We start from the raw sequence: 15,973 nt of genomic DNA, 5'->3' as shown, positions 1-15,973 counted from the left end.
GGAGCCAATGCTGTCGCGAGGCGCCGGCGTCAGGGATAAAAATCGTTGATCCGTCTGCTCCATCGGAGCGCCCAGAGATCTGGGTCCCCGCCTTCGCGGGGATGAGCGGAAGTTTGAGGAAGGTCATGCCGCGACCTCCTCGGTGCGGGTCTTGAAGTAGCGGTCGATCTCTGCGGCGGCGTCCTGGCCTTCGCGGACGGCCCAGACGACCAGGGAAGCGCCGCGCACCGCGTCGCCGGCGGCGAAGACGCCAGGCAGGCTGGTGGCGAAGCTGACGGACCCGACCTTGATCGTGCCGTCGTCGCGCAGGCGCAGATCGGGTTCGTGCGCCGCGAACGGCTCGGGCGAGAAGCCCAGGGCCTCGATGACGATGTCGGCCGGCACGTCGAAGTCGGCGCCGGGCACGGGCACGATGTCGCGACGCTCTCCCGGTGCGGCCTCGGTCAACTGCATGCGCGCGGCGCGCACGCCCGTGACCTGGTCGCCTTGCGACAGCAGGGCCTTGGGCGCGGCCAGCCATTCGAAGACGACGCCCTCCTCTTCCGCATTGACCACTTCGCGGGCCGAGCCGGGCATGTTCTCGCGGTCGCGACGATAAAGGCAGGTTACGGAGGCCGCGCCTTGGCGGATGGCGGTGCGGACGCAGTCCATGGCCGTGTCGCCGCCGCCGATGACCACCACCCGCTTGCCGCGCGCCTCGCGCCAGCCGTCCTGTTCGGCGTCGCCCAGGTCGCGGCGGTTCTGATGCGTCAGATAGGACAGCGCGGCCACGGTCGAATCCGGCCCGCGTCCCGGCGCCGACAGGGTGCGCGGCTGATAGACGCCCATGGCCAGAAGCACGGCGTCGTGGCGCTCGCGCAGTTCGGTCAGGGTCACGTCCTTGCCGACCTCGCAGCCCAGCACGAACCGGACGCCGCCCTCGGCCAGACGATCCACGCGGCGCTGGACCACGTGCTTCTCCAGCTTGAAGCCGGGGATGCCATAGATCAGCAGGCCGCCCGCGCGGTCGTGCCGGTCATAGACGGTGACCTGATAGCCCTCGGAGCGCAGACGGTCGGCGGCGGCCAGGCCGGCCGGTCCCGCGCCGACGACGCCGACGCTTTCGGCCCGTTCGGCGGCCGGACGGATCGGCTCGACCCAGCCCTTTTCCCACGCCTGATCGCCCAGCCAGGCCTCGACCGAACCGATGGTGACGGCGTCCCAGCCGGACTGGTTCAGGGTGCAGCCGCCTTCGCACAGCCGGTCCTGCGGGCAGATCCGACCGCAGATTTCGGGCATGGTCGAGGTCAGGGACGCGACGCGCCAAGCCTCGCGCGCCTCGTTCTCGGCAGAGAGGCGCAGCCAGTCGGGTATGTTGTTCTGAAGCGGGCAGGCGTTCTGGCAGAAGGGCACGCCGCAGTCGGTGCAACGCGACGCCTGTTTCTCGGCCGTCTCCGTCGAGGGCGGAATCGTGATCTCGCCGAAACCGCGCGCGCGCAGTTCGGCCGAGGCCTTGGACAGGCGGCGGGGTTCGACGACGAAAGTCCCGCCTGGCTTCAGGGTCTTGTGCATATCTCGCATATGCCGCAAAGCCCGCGCCATAGGCAAATATTATTGCCGCGAGGCGTTCTCAGTCGGGCAGAAAGAAAAAAACATCCAAGAACGGATATTCTGTCGTCAAATGATGCCGAAAAAGGGCCGTCGCGGCGCAACAGCGTTTGGTTCCGACGGTGCGGCGATAGGAACCACCCCGCCTCTCAAGCGTTGCCGCAACTTCACCTAAGCAGGAGAACCCCGATCATGCCTCGATGGACAACCCCGACCGGCCTGGGAGGGTGGCTGACGCTGCTTCTCGGGCTGCTATTGGCCGTGATCGGCCTGGTGCTGACCGTGGGCGGGGTTCAGCTCGCCGTCCTGGGCGGTTCCTGGTATTATCTGCTGGCGGGCCTGGCGCTGATCGTCTCCGGCTTTTTCCTTGTCTATCGCGACGTGCGCGGCGCCTGGATCTATGGCGCGACCTTCCTTGCGACCCTGATCTGGGCCTTGTGGGAAAAGGGAACGAACGGCTGGGCCATGATCCCGCGCCTGGTCGGGCCGCTGGTGCTGATGTTCCTGGTGCTGGCGACGCTGCCGGTGCTGCGTCCCGGTCGGGGCGGCGGCCGCACGGCAGGCGTCGGGGCTCTGGGCCTGGCGGTTCTGACGGTGGTTTTCGGCCTGGTGATCGGACAGATCAACAAGCCGGGCGTCGACAGCCCGGTGCCTGGCGTGCGCGGTCCCTTCGGCGATCCGGCGCTGATAAAGGCCGGAGCGGACTGGCCCGCCTATGGCGGATCGGACGCCGCCCAGCGGTTCTCGCCGCTGACGCAGATCAACAAGGACAATGTCGGCCAGTTGCAGCGCGCCTGGACCTTCCGCACCGGCGACCTGCCGGGCGAACGCTGGGGCGCAGAAACGACGCCGCTGAAGATCGCCGACACCCTTTATCTCTGCTCGGCGCGCAACAAGGTGTTCGCCCTGGACGCCAACACCGGCAAGCAGAAGTGGGTCTATGATCCCCGCGTGCCGGACGATCAGATCCCCTATACCGCCGCCTGCCGGGGCGTGACCTATTACGCGGCGCCGAACGTCGATCCGGCCCAGCCCTGCGCCACGCGCATCATTGAGGGCACGCTGGACGGCCGCATCATCGCCCTGGACGCCCGGACCGGCGCGCCCTGTCAGGCCTTCGGGTCCAATGGCGCGGTCAGCATCAAGACCGGCATGGGCGACCCCTATCCGGGCATGGTGTCGATCACCTCGGCGCCGGTCGTCGTGCGCGGGATCATCGTCACCGGCCACCAGGTGCTGGACGGCCAGAAGCGCTGGAACGCCTCGGGCGTGATCCAGGGCTATGACGTCAACACGGGCCAGCTGCGCTTCGCCTGGGACATGATGCGGCCCGACATCGCCACCACCCCGCCGGCGGGCCAGACCTATACGCCCGGCACGCCCAACATGTGGACGACGGCGACCGGCGACGAGGCCCTGGGCCTGGTTTATCTGCCGATGGGCAATTCGGCCGCCGACTACTATTCCAGCCTGCGCCGGCCGGCCGAGAACCAATATTCCAGCGCCCTGGTCGCGCTCGACGTCACGACCGGCAAGCCGCGCTGGAGCTATCAGACGGTGCGCCGCGACGTGTGGGACTACGATCTGGGATCCCAGGTCACTCTGGTCGATCTGCCGACAGGCGGCGGCGTGACCCCGGCGGTGATCCTGCCGTCGAAGCGCGGCGAGATCTTCGTGCTGGATCGTCGCACCGGCCAGCCGCTGCACGGCGTCGAGGATCGTCCGGCCCCCGGCGGCGGGGTCGAGCCGGCCCAACGCGCCCGCACCCAGCCCTATTCGCTGTTCAACACCCTGGCCAAGCCCGATCTGCAAGAGCGGGACATGTGGGGGATGTCGCCGATCGACCAGATGATCTGCCGCATCCAGTTCAAGAAGGCGTCCTATGAAGGGCAGTTCACCGCCCCGACCGCCGATCGTCATTGGATCGAATATCCCGGCTACAACGGCGGTTCGGACTGGGGCAGCGTGGCGCTGGACCCGCGGCGCGGCGTGATCGTCGCCAACTATAACGACATGCCCAACTACAACCGGCTGGTGCCGCGCGCCGAAGCCGACAAGCTGGGCTGGTTCCCGCGCGACGACCCCCGCTACATCCAGCGCGAAAAGGAGATGGCCAACCGGGGCGGCAACCTGTCCAAGGCCGAGGGCGCCGGCGATCCGCAGATGGGCGTGCCCTATGCGATCGACGTCAACGCCGGCTGGCGGATGCCCTTCACCGGCCTGCTGTGCAAGGAGCCTCCCTATGGCGGCATCCGCGCCATCGACGTGCAGAGCGGCAAAACCCTGTGGGATCGTCCCTTCGGCACGGCGCGCAAGAACGGGCCGTTCGGCATCCCCTCGATGCTGCCGCTGGAGATCGGCACGCCGAACAACGGCGGGTCGGTGGTCACGGCGGGGGGGCTGATCTTCATCGCCTCGGCGACCGACGACCTGATCCGCGCCATCGACATCGAGACCGGCAAGACCATCTGGTCCGACGTGCTGCCCGCGGGCGGCCAGGCCAACCCGATGATCTACGAGCAGAACGGCCGCCAGTATCTGGTGATCGTGGCCGCCGGCCACCACTTCATGGAGACGCCCGAGGGCGATTACGTCATCGCCTACGCCCTGCCGCAACGCGGCTGAGGTAATCGTATTGGCTTGGCCTGCCGCACTTGGCGCGGCTTAAGGCCGCGATGAAATGAATGTTAGAGGTTGGCGCGGACGATGCTCATCGTCCGCGCCAATCGCGCATCGTCGATGCGGCCCAAGCGCGTCGCCACAGCCGCGTCGATGGTGGCGATCTTCACAGGTCGCACCACCGAGGGCGCAGGCAGTCCGGCGTCGGCATAGCTGTCGCCTAAAGACACATCGCCTGCCCACGGCCGGTTGTCGGCGCTAGTGATCATCACCACCCACAACAGCCTGTCGCCGTCGCCTAGCGGCCCGTCGGAAACGACCAGCGCCGGGCGATGTTGGCGCATGCTGCGGTCGGTATAAGGGAAAGGGACGCGGACGACGTCGCCGCGCTCAAAGTCCGGCATAGGCTTTACGGTCCGCCTCGCCATCCCATTCGTCGAACGCCGCGAACGGATCTTCAGCCGGGGCTTTGCGAGCCTTGCGTAGGATCACACGGTCGCCGTCCAGATCATACTGCAGCTCGTCGCCGTCCTGCAGGCTGAGCGCGGCGCGCACGGCCTGGGGGATGGTGGTCTGGGCCTTGGATGTCAGACGGCTCTTGATCATGCGGCGATGGTAAGGAATTTCCTTACTGTCGGCAAGTCAGACCTCACGGCCGGATCTGACCCTGTCCGCGCACGACGTATTTGTAGGTGGTCAGTTGTTCGGCGCCCACCGGCCCGCGCGCGTGCAGGCGGTTGGTGGAGATGCCGATCTCGCCGCCGAAGCCGAACTCGCCGCCGTCGGCGAACTGGGTCGAAGCGTTGATCAGGACGATGGCGCTGTCGACCCGGGCGGCGAACCGTTCGGCGGCGGCCGCGTCCGTCGTGACGATGGCCTCGGTATGGCCCGAGCCGTAGCGGGCGATGTGACCGACGGCGGCTTCCAGGTCGTCCACGACGCGAACGGCCAGGATCGGCGCCAGATATTCGGTCAGCCAGTCGGCCTCCTGCGCCGGAACCATGCCGGGGACCAGGGCCAGCGCCTCGGCGTCGCCGCGCAGTTCGCAGCCGGCGGCGATCAGGTCGGCGGCGACGGGGGGCAACAGGCGCCGCGCCGCCGCCCGGTCCACCAGCAAAGTCTCGGTCGCGCCGCAGACCGAGACGCGCCGCATCTTGGCGTTCAGCACGATGGCGCGGGCGGTCTCCACATCGGCGGCGCGATGCAGATAGGTGTGGTTCAGCCCTTCCAGATGGCTGAGCACCGCCGTCTTCGCCTCGGCCTGGACGCGGGCGACCAGGCTCTTGCCGCCGCGCGGGACGATGACGTCGATGGCGCCGTCCAGGCCGGACAGCATCATCCCCACCGCCGCCCGGTCGGGGGTGTCGACCAACTGCACCGCATCGGCGGGCAGGCCGGCCTCGGCCAGGCTTTCCGCGATCAGGGCGGCGATGGCCAGGGACGATTGCAGACAGTCCGAGCCGCAGCGCAATATGGCCGCATTGCCCGAACGGATGCACAGGGCGGCGGCGTCGGCGGTGACGTTGGGCCGGCTCTCGTAGATCACCCCCAGCACGCCGATGGGGGTGCGGACGCGGGCGATGTCCAGGCCGTTGGCGGGGGTCCAGCGCTCGGTCTCGACGCCTAGGGGATCGGGTACGGCGGCGATGGTCGCCACGGCCTGGGCCATGCCCGCGACGCGCGCCGGGCTCAGCGACAGCCGGTCGACCAGGGCCGCGTTCATGCCGTTGTCGCCGGCGGCGGCGACGTCGCGGGCGTTGGCGGCCAGGATGTCGGCTTGGGCCGCCGCCAGGCGTTCGGACAGGGCGGACAGCGCGCGGGTGCGGGCGGCGGCGGGGGCCTCGCGCAAGGCGGCCGCAGCGGCGCGGGCGCGTCGGCCCATCTCCAGCATCCGGGTCGAAAGGTCGGTCATCGGTCGTCCAGCACCATGTCGTCGCGGTGGATCAGCACCGAGGGCCCGCGATAGCCCAGAACGGCCTCGATCTCGTCGGAGCGACGGCCCCGGATGCGCGCGGCCTCGTCCGCCGCATAGGCGGCCAGGCCCACGCCGACCGCGCGGCCGTCGGCGTCGATCAGGCGCACGCAATCGCCCTTCTCGAACCCGCCCGAGACCCCCGCGACCCCGGCGGGCAGCAGGCTCTTGCCCGCCCGCAGCGCCGCGACGGCGCCGGGGTCCAGCGTCAGGGTCCCGGCCGGCGACAGGCTGCCGGCGATCCATTGCTTGTAGGCGGCCAGGGGACCGTCGGGGGCGGCGATCAGGGTGGCGCGGGCGCCGTCGCGGATGGCGGCGAGCGGCGACAGGGTCTGGCCCGAGGCGATCAGGGTGGCGCAACCGGCCGAGCGCGCGATCTGAGCCGCGGCCAGTTTGGTCGCCATGCCGCCCGTGCCCACGCCCGCATCGGCGTTGGCGCCCCCGCCCATGGCCAGGATGTCCGGCGTCAGACTCTCGATCAGCGGCAGGTGGACGGCGGTCGGATCGCGGCGCGGATCGGCGGTGTAGAGGCCGTCCACGTCCGACAGCAGCACCAGCAGGTCCGCCCGCGCCAGCTGGGCCGTGCGCGCGGCCAGCCGGTCGTTGTCGCCATAGCGGATCTCTTCGGTGGCGACCGTGTCGTTCTCGTTGACGACGGGAACGACGCCGTGGGCCAGAAGCGCCTGGACAGTGGCGCGGGCGTTCAGCCAGCGGCGGCGCCGCTCGGTGTCGTCGCGCGTCAGCAGCACCTGGCCCGCGACCAGGCCATGCGGCTCCAGCGCGGCGGACCAGGCGGCCATCAGCAGGGATTGCCCGACCGAGGCGGCCGCCTGCTTGTCCTCCAGCCGCGCCCCCAGTTTCGGCAGAAGGCCTCGGCCCAGGGCGATGGAGCCGGAGGAGACCACGATCACCTCGCGTCCCTCGGCCCGCAGCGCGGCCAGGTCGGCGGCCGTCGCCGTCAGCCAGTCGCGCGTCGGCCGCCGCGTCGCGGGGTCGATCAGCAGGGACGAGCCGATCTTGACCACCACGCGCCGCGCGCCGCGCAGGGCTGAGGCGGCGTCGAGACGCAAGGGCAGGGCGGCGGCCTGGGACATGACGCTTTTTCTAACGCGCGCTTTCCGGCTTGTCTCTTGCCGCATCGCGCCGCAATGCAGACGAATGATGGAATCGCTTTTCCCAGCCTCCGGCGGCTTGTCGCCAATCCTGGCCGGAACGCTGGGCAGTCTGGCGGCGGGCATGATGACGGCGGTCGGCGCCGTCCCGCTGCTGTTCTTCCGCAAGGCGGGGGTGCAGACCCAGAGCGCGCTGCTGGGCTTCGCCGCCGGGGTGATGCTGGCGGCCTCGTTTTTCTCGCTGATCATTCCCGGCGTGGACGTTCTGCAGGCGGACGGCGCCGGGCAAGGGGCGGCGGCGGGGATCATGGCGGCGGCGGTGCTGATCGGGGCGACGGTGATCGGTCTGATGAACCGGTTCGCGCCGGTCGATATGCTGGCCATCGGCCCGGCCGGATCGCGCGACCTCTCGCGGCGCATCTGGCTGTTCATCATCGCCATCACCCTGCACAACTTCCCCGAGGGCGCGGCCGTGGGCGTCAGCTTCGGCGGCGGCGACATGCAGCAGGGGCTGTCCACAGCCGTCGGCATCGGCATCCAGAACATGCCCGAGGGGCTGGCCGTTTCGGCGGCGATGGCGACCCTGGGCTATGGGCGCTGGCCGGCCTTTCTGGCGGCCCTGGCGTCCGGCCTGGTCGAGCCCGTCGGCGGCCTGATCGGGGCCAGCGTGGTGGGCCTGGTCCCCGGCGCCCTGCCCTGGGGCCTGGGTCTGGCGGCCGGGGCGATGATCTATGTCGTCACCGCCGAAATCATCCCCGAGACGCGCGAGAAGTCCAAGGGCGAGGGTTCGATGATCGGGCTGATGATCGGCCTGGTGGGGATGATGTTCCTGGACATCGCCCTGGGATAGGCGAGGTCGGACGCTGAAACCGACCTTGATCGGGCGCAGCGGCGTTACATCCATTTACATGGCGGGCGGGGGTTGAAGCGGTCGGGCGCCAGGGGCTAGGCGTCTGAGCTTCGCTGCTCGATCCCGTCCCGAAGGAGCGCCGCTTTTGACGCGACCTCTCAAGCCTGCGGCTTCCCGTAGAAATTTCTTGTCTGGCCTGGGGCTTTTGGCCCTGATGGGCGCCGGAGTCTTCCCCATGTCTGTTTCCGCCCAAGCGTCCCGCACCGTCGCCCGTCATCGCCAGAGGATCGAGGATCTGATCGCGGCCATGACGGTCGAGGAAAAGGCCGGGCAGCTGAACCTGCTGGCCGATCCGTTCCGCTGGATGCCGACGGCGGTGAACCCGCTGGACGGCACGGGCGATCCCGCACGCGTCACCGCCCTGATCCGCGAGGGCAAGGTCGGCAGCCTGTTCAACGGCATCGGCGCCGAGGCGGGCCGCCGCATCCAGCGCGTGGCGATGGAGGAAAGCCGGCTGAAGATTCCGCTGCTGTTCGCGGCGGACGTGATCCACGGCCTGTCGACCATCTTCCCCGTGCCCCTGGCCGAGGCGGCGGCCTTCGACACCGACCTGGCCTATCGCACCGCGCGGGCGGCGGCGGTGGAGACGGCGGCCTCGGCCGTGCACCAGACCTATGCGCCGATGGTGGACGTGGCGCGCGACCAGCGCTGGGGCCGCAACGTCGAGGGCGCGGGCGAGGACGTGCTGCTGAACAACCTGCTGGCCGCCGCTCGGGTGCGCGGCTTCCAGGGCGACAAGGGGCTGGACGACCGCGACGCGGTCCTGGCCACCGCCAAACACATGGCCGCCTATTCCGCCGCCGTCGGCGGGGTCGAATACAATACGACCGACATGAGCGAGCAGACGCTGCGCGGGGTCTTCCTGCCCCCGTTCAAGGCCTCGGTGGACGCCGGCGCCCTGTCGATCATGAGCGCCTTCAACGACGTCAATGGCGTACCGGCGTCGGGCAGCCGCAAGCTGCTGACCGACATCCTGCGCGGCGAATGGGGCTTCGAGGGCTTTGTCGTCTCCGACTACACCTCCGAGCAGGAGCTGGTGGCCCACGGCTTCGCCGAGGACGGCCGCGACGCCGCGCGCCTGGCTTTCAACGCCGGCGTGGACGTGTCGATGGTGTCGGGCCTTTATCTGGAGCATCTGCCCGGCCTGGTGGCCTCGGGCGAGGTGTCGATGGCAAGGCTGGACGAGGCGGTGCGCCGCGTGTTGACCGCCAAGGCGGCGCTGGGCCTGTTCGACGACCCCTATCGCGGCACCGATCCGGCGCGCGAGAAGGCCGTGGTCGGGTCGCGCGAACATATCGAACTGTCGCGCGAGGCGGGGCGCAAGTCGGTGGTGCTGCTGAAGAACGACCAGGACCTGCTGCCGCTGGACAAGGGGCGCAGGATCGCCCTGATCGGGCCGTTCGCCGACGACGTGGACAATGTCTGGGGGCCGTGGACCATCTGGGGCGCGCCCGAGCGGCGGGTCTCGCTGGAGGCCGGGTTCCGCGCGGCGATGCGCGATCCGCAGAACCTGACGATGGCGCGCGGCTCGGGCGTGGAGACGCCGTTGGACGGCGGCATCGAACAGGCCGTCGCCGCCGCCCGCGACGCCGAGGTCATCGTCCTGGCCATCGGCGAGGCGATCAATATGTCGGGCGAGGCCCAGTCGCGCACCGAGATCGTCGTGCCGGCCCCGCAGATGGCCCTGGTCGACGCCATGGCCGCCCTGAACAAGCCGATGGTCGTGCTGTTGCGCAACGGCCGGGCCCTGGCGCTGGAGGGCAATGTCAGGAACGCCCACGCCATCGTCGTGACCTGGTTCCTGGGCGAACAGATGGGCCATGCGGTGGCGGATGTGATCTTCGGCGACCACGGCCCGTCGGGGCGTCTGCCCGTCAGCTTCCCGCACAGGTCGGGCCAGCAGCCCTATTCCTACGACCGCAAGACGACCGGCCGCCCGGCCAATCCCGACCTGGCGACCGAGGAATACAAGTCCCGCTATCGCGAGACGACCAACACCGCCCTCTATCCGTTCGGCTACGGCCTGACCTACGGCGCCGTCACCTATGGCCCGATCGAGATGGAGGCGAACCAGCTGCAATGGGCCGGAACGCTGGACGTGGCGGTGACAGTGACCAACACCGGCCGTCGCGAGGCCGAGGAACTGGTGCAGCTCTATATCCACGACCGGGTGGCCAGCCTGACCCAGCCGGGGCGGCTGCTGAAGGACTTCAAGCGCGTGGCCCTGCGTCCCGGCGAGAGCCGCAAAGTCGGCTTCACCCTGAACGCGCGCCAGCTGGGCTTCATCGGAGCGGACGAAACCTATCGGATCGAGCCGGGACTGTTCGACATCTGGCTGGCGCCCCACGCCCAGGGCGGGGTGACGGCGACCTTCCAACTGGTCGGGCCGCCGTCGATCAGCGACGGGCGTTGAGGGTTCGGTTGACGGGGGGAACGGCAGGGCTTAACGACCCCGCCGTTTGCCTGCGGCCTTCATCTGGGCCGGATTCGGTTCTAGGAGCGCGCCCATGACGACCAAGATTCTTCCGGGCGCGACGGGCGTCCTCGCGCTCGCGGACGGAACCATCCTGCAAGGCATCGGCGTCGGGGCCGTGGGTTCGGCCTTGGGCGAGGTGGTCTTCAACACCGCCATGACCGGCTATCAGGAAATCCTGACCGACCCCTCCTACATGAGCCAGATCCTGGCCTTCACCTTCCCGCACGTCGGCAATGTCGGGACCAATGTCGAAGATGTCGAACAGATGGGCGGCGGGTCCGACACATCCGCGCGCGGCGCCATCTTCCGCGATGTCCCGACCGATCCGGCCAACTATCGCTCGGACGCCGGTTTCGACGACTGGATGAAGCGGCGGGGCGTCGTGGGCCTGGCGGGCGTCGACACCCGCGCCCTGACCAAGATCATCCGCGACAAGGGCGCGCCCCACGCCGTGATCGCTCACGATCCGAACGGTCAGTTCGATCTGGACGCCCTGGTGCAGCAGGCCCGCGAGTGGACCGGCCTGGTCGGCCTGGACCTGGCCAAGCCGGCCTCGACCCTGCAGGCGTTCGAATGGGACGAGGGGCTGTGGCAATGGCCGGAGGGCCATCCGAAGACCGAAGGCCGTAGGAATGTGGTCGTCATCGACTATGGGGTGAAGCGCAACATCCTGCGCGCCCTGGCCTCGACCGGCGCCCGGATCACCGTGGTCCCGGCGACGACGACGGCCGAAGAGGTTCTGGCCCGCGATCCCGACGGCGTGGTCCTGTCGAATGGGCCGGGCGATCCGGCCGCGACCGGCGAATACGCCGTGCCGGAAATCCAGAAGCTGGTCGCCAGCGGCAAGCCCTTGATGGGCATCTGCCTGGGCCACCAGATGCTGGCCCTGGCCCTGGGCGCCCGGACCGTGAAGATGGAGCAGGGCCACCATGGCGCCAACCACCCGGTCAAGGACCTGACCACTGGCAAGGTCGAGATCGTGTCGATGAACCACGGCTTCACCGTGGATCGCGACAGCCTGCCCGCCGCCGTGACCGAAACCCACGTCAGCCTGTTCGACGGCACAAACTGCGGCATCGCGGTCAAGGACAGGCCGATCTTCAGCGTTCAGCACCACCCCGAGGCCTCGCCCGGGCCGACGGACAGCCTTTATCTGTTCGACCGTTTCGCCGAACTTATGGGCGACCGCTGAGGCCATGAGACAGGGCGCGGCGCGATCGGACTATCTGGAGTGGCTGGCCCAGGCGACGGCGGCGACGCAAGAGTTCGAGCCTCTGCCCGACGGCGATGTCGTGGTCGGCTACGCCACCGGATACGATGCAGCCGACATCGCCCCCTTCGTGACCTCGCTGCGAGCCGTGTTCGACGGGCCGGTCGCCCTGGTGGCGGACGCCGCCCCCGACCTGCGCGCCTTTCTGGCCCGCCATGCCGTGACGGCCGTCGATGCGCCGGTCTGGCGCGGATGGGCGCCCCATCCGGTGATGCAGCGGTTCGTCGCCTTCGCCGGCCTGCTGGGGGAGCGGCCGGGCGGGGCCCTCGCCTGCGACGTGCGCGACGTGATCTTTCAGGCCCCGCCCCTCGATCCGGCGCCGCAGGGGCTGGAGGTCTTCGTGGAGGCGGACGGGCCGTTGGCCGACCACGCCTTCAACATGAAGTATCTGCGCGCCCTGTTCGGCGAGACCCAGGCGCGGCGGCTGGCGGATAGGCAATGCCTGTGCGTCGGCACATTGGTCGGGTCGCGCGCGGAGGTGTCGCGGTTGTCGCGCCTGATCCTGGCGCTGGCGGCGACGCCGCGCTCCGAGATCGGCGGGGCGTTCGGGGCCGATCAGGCGGCCTTCAACCTGGCGATCCATCAGGGCCTGATCGGGGCGACGGTGCGCGCCAACTACGGTCGGGTCGCGACCCTGGGCCTGACGCCCGGCGACCGGCTGAGGTTCGAGGGCGGCCAGGTGATCAATCCCGACGCCAGCGTCAGTCCCATTGTCCATCAGCACGACCGCCATCCCCATCTGGACGCGCCGGTCCACGCTCGCTGGGGCGCGGGGCTGGAGCATCGCAAGCGGGTGCGGCCGAAATCCCTGGGCCAGAAGCTGGGGCGGCTTAAGGCCTCGCTGCGCCGCCGGACGCCCGAACTGCGCTGACCCGTCCCTGCCGGGGACCGACGGCCAGGCCGGGTCTCCGGGCCGGCGCGGATCGGGGCGTCAGGGCAGGGGGGCGAAGCTGCGGTCTTCGCGCAGGGCGCTGGCCTTCTTCACGGCGATGGGGGCGGCGTGCAGCCAGTAGTCGGCGTCGTCGAGCCGGTGTTCGCGGCGGCGTTCCAGCCCGCGCATCCGGCGCAGGGCGGCGTTTTCCAGAAGGCGCGCGTGCAGGGCGCGGGGCGACAGTTCGGCGATGGCGGGAGAGCCGGGGACGGCGACGGCGTCGGGGCCGTCGGGCTCCACCGCCGGGCGGGCGATGGCGATGAACATGGATGTCTCGGTGCAGGAGGGGGAGGGCGCTTCTGCGCCGCGTTCACAGGGGGTTAACCACAGCGGCTGTGGATAGTTCCTTGTTGCGTCCGAAAAAAGTCCATGAATCTAGAGGCTTAACGCCGCGATCCGAACACAGTGGTTACTAAAGGATTAATCCGAGGACGGAGCGATGCGCACGCGAGGGACCGGAGAAGGCGCAAATGCGCGGCGCCGGTGGCAGTCCCTAGGGGAGTCGAACCCCTCTTTTCAGGTTGAAAACCTGACGTCCTAACCGATAGACGAAGGGACCGCGGCCGGGGCGGCGCATTTGCCCCGGTTCGGCCCCCTCTGCAAGCGAAAAGTCAGGCGGCCTCGGCCTTGACCGCGACCAGGGCGTCCAGCGCCGGGAACAGGTCGGCGATCAGATCCTCGACGTGCTCCAGGCCGACGGACAGGCGCACCAGACCGTCGCCGATGCCGGCGGTCGCGCGCTGTTCCGGCGTCATGGCGGCGTGGGTCATGGTGGCGGGGTGGGCGATCAGGCTTTCGACCCCGCCCAGCGATTCCGCCAGGGTGAATATCTCCAGCGCCTCCACCAGATCGCGCACCGCCTCGACGCCGCCGTCCAGTTCGAAGCTGAGCATGGCGCCGGGGCCGGCCTGCTGGGCGGCGACCAGGGCGTGGCCGGGGTGCGATTTCAGGCCGGGATAGTGGACGGCCTTGACCGCCGGGTGAGCGTCCAGCCGCTCGGCGATCCTGCCCGCCGTCGCCTGCTGGCGCTCGATGCGGGCGAACAGGGTGCGCACGCCGCGCAGGGTCAGATAGGCGTCGAACGGCGAGCCGGTGACGCCGGTGCAGTTGGCCCACCAGGCCAGGGTCTGGTGATCCTCGACGTCGGCCGAGACGACCGCGCCGCCGACCACGTCCGAATGGCCGTTGATGAACTTCGTCGTCGAATGGACCACGAAGTCGGCGCCCAGCTTGATCGGGTTCTGCAAGGCCGGCGACAGGAAGGTGTTGTCGCACACCACCTTGGCCCCCGCCGCATGGGCGCGGGTGCAGATGTCGGCCACATCGACCAAGCGCAGCAGCGGATTGGACGGGGTCTCGACCAGCACCAGCTTGGGCTTCAGCGCCAGGGCCGCCTCCAGGGCGACGGGATCGCCCTGATCGACCAGCAGCAGCTCGAAATGACCCTTCCTCGCGCGGGCGTTCAGCAGGCGGCAGGTGCCGCCGTAACAGTCGTGCGGCGCGACCAGCAGGTCGCCGGGCTCCAGCAGGGCCAGGGGCAGGTCCACCGCCGCCATGCCGGTGGCGGTGATGACGGCTCCGGCGCCGCCTTCCAGCTCGGCCAGGGTTTCGGCCAGGACGTCGCGGGTCGGATTGCCCGAGCGGCTGTAGTCGTATTTCCGCTTCTGATCGAAGCCGGCGAAGGAATAGTTGGACGACAAATAAAGCGGCGGCATCACCGCCCCATGCGCCGTGTCCGAGTCCACGCCCGTCCGGGCGGCGATGGTGTGCGGGTTGGCGGGACGGGAAGTCATGCTTTGATGTCCTTGAAGGCGGCGCGGAGGATGTCGCCGACGAAGGCGTCCTCCTTCAGAAAGGCGTCGTGGCCATAGAGGGAGGGCGCCTCGACGAAGCGCCACAGGGTCGGCAGCCGCGCGGCCAGTTCGCGGATGTCGTCGATCGGCACCAGCCGGTCGGAGGTGAAGCCGACCAGGGTGACGGGGGTCTTGACGGCCTCGGGCGTCACGCTGTGGCGGTCCAGGGAATCCGACATCGACAGCCAGCGGGCCGGGGTGGTGTGGGTGCGGTAGGCCTGGCCGCGCGCGGTCAGATATTGGCACACCGGATAGGCGCCGCCGACGGCCGCCGGGGCGGCGGACTCGAAGCGGGCGTCGAACTCCTCGGCGGTGCGATAGGTGGTCATGGCCAGTTCGCGGGCCAGGGCGACGCCCTCCTCCGGGCGGCCGGCGGCGACGGCGAACTGCAGGATGCGGCGCTGGATGCCGCGCCAGGCGGTGGCCTGGGGATGGGCGCGATGGGCGGCGGAGACCACGATCAGCTGATCGGCCCAGTCGGGATACAGTTCGGCGAAGGCCAGGGCGATCATTCCGCCATAGGAACAGCCGACGAAGGCGGCGACCCGCTGGATCTCCAGATGGTTCAGCACCAGGGCCAGAAGACGCGCCTGGTCATGGGTGGTGATGGTGACGGGGGTTTCAGGGCGCTCGGCGCCCCATCTTTCGGCGTTTGGGGCGAAATCGACAGCCAGGACCTGGAACCGCGAAAGGTCGATGGGGCCGCGCACCGACACGGCGCCGGACCACCAGCCCAGGCCGTTGGTCTCGGTGCGATGCACGAAACGGCCGGCCGAAATGCCGCCGGCGACCACGACGAGGGGCGCTCCGGCGCGGCCATGCAGGCGGCCCACGATATCGGGCTGGCGCAGTTTTTCGCCCGAGGCCAGGCGGAAGTCGGCGGGAATGGGAACGACGATGTCGCGGGCGCCGCCGCGTTCGCGAACGGCGGGGCGAACAGGGGAAGGCGCCGTCGCGGGGCGACAGTCGGGGTCTTCGAGCAGGTCGGTTTCAGCCAGGGTCATCAATGTCGTCCGCATCGTTCTCGCCTCAGCAAGCCTCATGCGGTGACAGAGCGTGGAGCGTCGCCTCGTCGATGCTCCACTCATCTCTCGCGGCCCGAAGGACCCCGCAGGAGTTGGCACCGTTTCGGGCGGAACCCGATGGTTGCCCCGGCGTCAAAGGGCCTAATCCCTCAGCCGGTCTTGATGAGTGACTTTACGTTGATCAAACGGGCGGCGCCGGTCAAGCGGAAAATTCCACC

The 15,973-nt window shown here is 69.5% G+C and carries 13 protein-coding genes, 1 tRNA gene and 1 riboswitch; of the genes, 5 read left to right on the top strand and 9 right to left on the bottom strand.

What is annotated here, in order from left to right; genetic code table 11:
- Positions 1 to 123: 123 nt before the first annotated feature.
- Positions 124 to 1,551 (bottom strand): NAD(P)-dependent oxidoreductase, encoded by a 1,428-nt coding sequence (locus AC0L6G_RS09145; RefSeq protein WP_473251971.1) that lies wholly within the window; start codon positions 1,549 to 1,551, stop codon positions 124 to 126.
- 228 nt (positions 1,552 to 1,779) lie between these two features.
- On the opposite strand from AC0L6G_RS09145, the gene AC0L6G_RS09140 reads away from it, so the two are divergent.
- Complete coding sequence (locus AC0L6G_RS09140) at positions 1,780 to 4,212, top strand: membrane-bound PQQ-dependent dehydrogenase, glucose/quinate/shikimate family (protein ID WP_291536653.1); 2,433 nt, start codon at positions 1,780 to 1,782, stop codon at positions 4,210 to 4,212.
- A 62-nt stretch (positions 4,213 to 4,274) separates the two neighbouring features.
- Here AC0L6G_RS09140 and AC0L6G_RS09135 read toward each other — a convergent pair whose 3' ends face one another.
- Genes AC0L6G_RS09135 through proB form a run of 4 tightly spaced genes read right to left on the bottom strand, consistent with a single transcriptional unit; the run spans position 4,275 to position 7,248 of the window.
- Positions 4,275 to 4,610 carry a type II toxin-antitoxin system PemK/MazF family toxin gene (locus tag AC0L6G_RS09135; RefSeq protein WP_473251970.1) on the bottom strand — a complete coding sequence of 112 codons (336 nt, stop codon included), beginning with the start codon at positions 4,608 to 4,610 and terminating at the stop codon, positions 4,275 to 4,277.
- A complete protein-coding gene (locus tag AC0L6G_RS09130; protein ID WP_473251969.1) occupies positions 4,597 to 4,812 on the bottom strand; it encodes an AbrB/MazE/SpoVT family DNA-binding domain-containing protein in 216 nt (71 codons plus the stop codon). Before AC0L6G_RS09130 ends, AC0L6G_RS09135 begins: the two co-directional genes overlap by 14 nt.
- A gap of 43 nt (positions 4,813 to 4,855) precedes the next feature.
- Positions 4,856 to 6,118, bottom strand: coding sequence for a glutamate-5-semialdehyde dehydrogenase (locus AC0L6G_RS09125; RefSeq protein ID WP_473251968.1), 1,263 nt, complete (start codon positions 6,116 to 6,118; stop codon positions 4,856 to 4,858).
- Positions 6,115 to 7,248 (bottom strand): glutamate 5-kinase, encoded by a 1,134-nt coding sequence (gene proB / locus AC0L6G_RS09120; RefSeq protein ID WP_473253226.1) that lies wholly within the window; start codon positions 7,246 to 7,248, stop codon positions 6,115 to 6,117. Before proB ends, AC0L6G_RS09125 begins: the two co-directional genes overlap by 4 nt.
- Before the next feature lie 91 nt (positions 7,249 to 7,339).
- On the opposite strand from proB, the gene AC0L6G_RS09115 reads away from it, so the two are divergent.
- The 4 genes from AC0L6G_RS09115 to AC0L6G_RS09100 all read left to right on the top strand — a co-directional run bounded on the left by AC0L6G_RS09115 (position 7,340) and on the right by AC0L6G_RS09100 (position 12,817).
- Positions 7,340 to 8,140 carry a ZIP family metal transporter gene (locus tag AC0L6G_RS09115; protein ID WP_473251967.1) on the top strand — a complete coding sequence of 267 codons (801 nt, stop codon included), beginning with the start codon at positions 7,340 to 7,342 and terminating at the stop codon, positions 8,138 to 8,140.
- 235 nt (positions 8,141 to 8,375) lie between these two features.
- Positions 8,376 to 10,613 (top strand): glycoside hydrolase family 3 N-terminal domain-containing protein, encoded by a 2,238-nt coding sequence (locus AC0L6G_RS09110; RefSeq protein ID WP_473251966.1) that lies wholly within the window; start codon positions 8,376 to 8,378, stop codon positions 10,611 to 10,613.
- Between the two features lie 94 nt (positions 10,614 to 10,707).
- Complete coding sequence (carA, locus tag AC0L6G_RS09105; protein ID WP_473251965.1) at positions 10,708 to 11,868, top strand: glutamine-hydrolyzing carbamoyl-phosphate synthase small subunit; 1,161 nt, start codon at positions 10,708 to 10,710, stop codon at positions 11,866 to 11,868.
- Between the two features lie 4 nt (positions 11,869 to 11,872).
- On the top strand, positions 11,873 to 12,817 hold the full coding sequence (locus AC0L6G_RS09100; RefSeq protein ID WP_473251964.1) for a hypothetical protein: 945 nt from the start codon (positions 11,873 to 11,875) through the stop codon (positions 12,815 to 12,817).
- A 60-nt stretch (positions 12,818 to 12,877) separates the two neighbouring features.
- Here AC0L6G_RS09100 and AC0L6G_RS09095 read toward each other — a convergent pair whose 3' ends face one another.
- The 4 genes from AC0L6G_RS09095 to metX form a co-directional block, all read right to left on the bottom strand.
- Positions 12,878 to 13,144: a hypothetical protein gene (locus AC0L6G_RS09095; RefSeq protein ID WP_291536643.1), complete on the bottom strand. Its 267-nt coding sequence runs from the start codon at positions 13,142 to 13,144 to the stop codon at positions 12,878 to 12,880.
- A gap of 217 nt (positions 13,145 to 13,361) precedes the next feature.
- Positions 13,362 to 13,436 (bottom strand) — tRNA-Glu (locus AC0L6G_RS09090).
- 52 nt (positions 13,437 to 13,488) lie between these two features.
- Complete coding sequence (gene metB, locus AC0L6G_RS09085) at positions 13,489 to 14,670, bottom strand: cystathionine gamma-synthase (RefSeq protein WP_473251963.1); 1,182 nt, start codon at positions 14,668 to 14,670, stop codon at positions 13,489 to 13,491.
- Positions 14,667 to 15,734 (bottom strand): homoserine O-succinyltransferase MetX, encoded by a 1,068-nt coding sequence (metX, locus tag AC0L6G_RS09080; protein WP_473251962.1) that lies wholly within the window; start codon positions 15,732 to 15,734, stop codon positions 14,667 to 14,669. The genes metB and metX overlap by 4 nt, the downstream gene beginning before the upstream one ends.
- 77 nt (positions 15,735 to 15,811) lie before the next feature.
- Positions 15,812 to 15,924: riboswitch (SAM riboswitch) on the bottom strand.
- Positions 15,925 to 15,973: the final 49 nt, after the last annotated feature.

The sequence above is a fragment of the Brevundimonas sp. D3-1P genome (assembly GCF_055809335.1).
The sequence above is the reverse complement of the archived record's forward strand: the minus strand, read 5'-3'. Positions and strand labels throughout refer to the sequence as shown.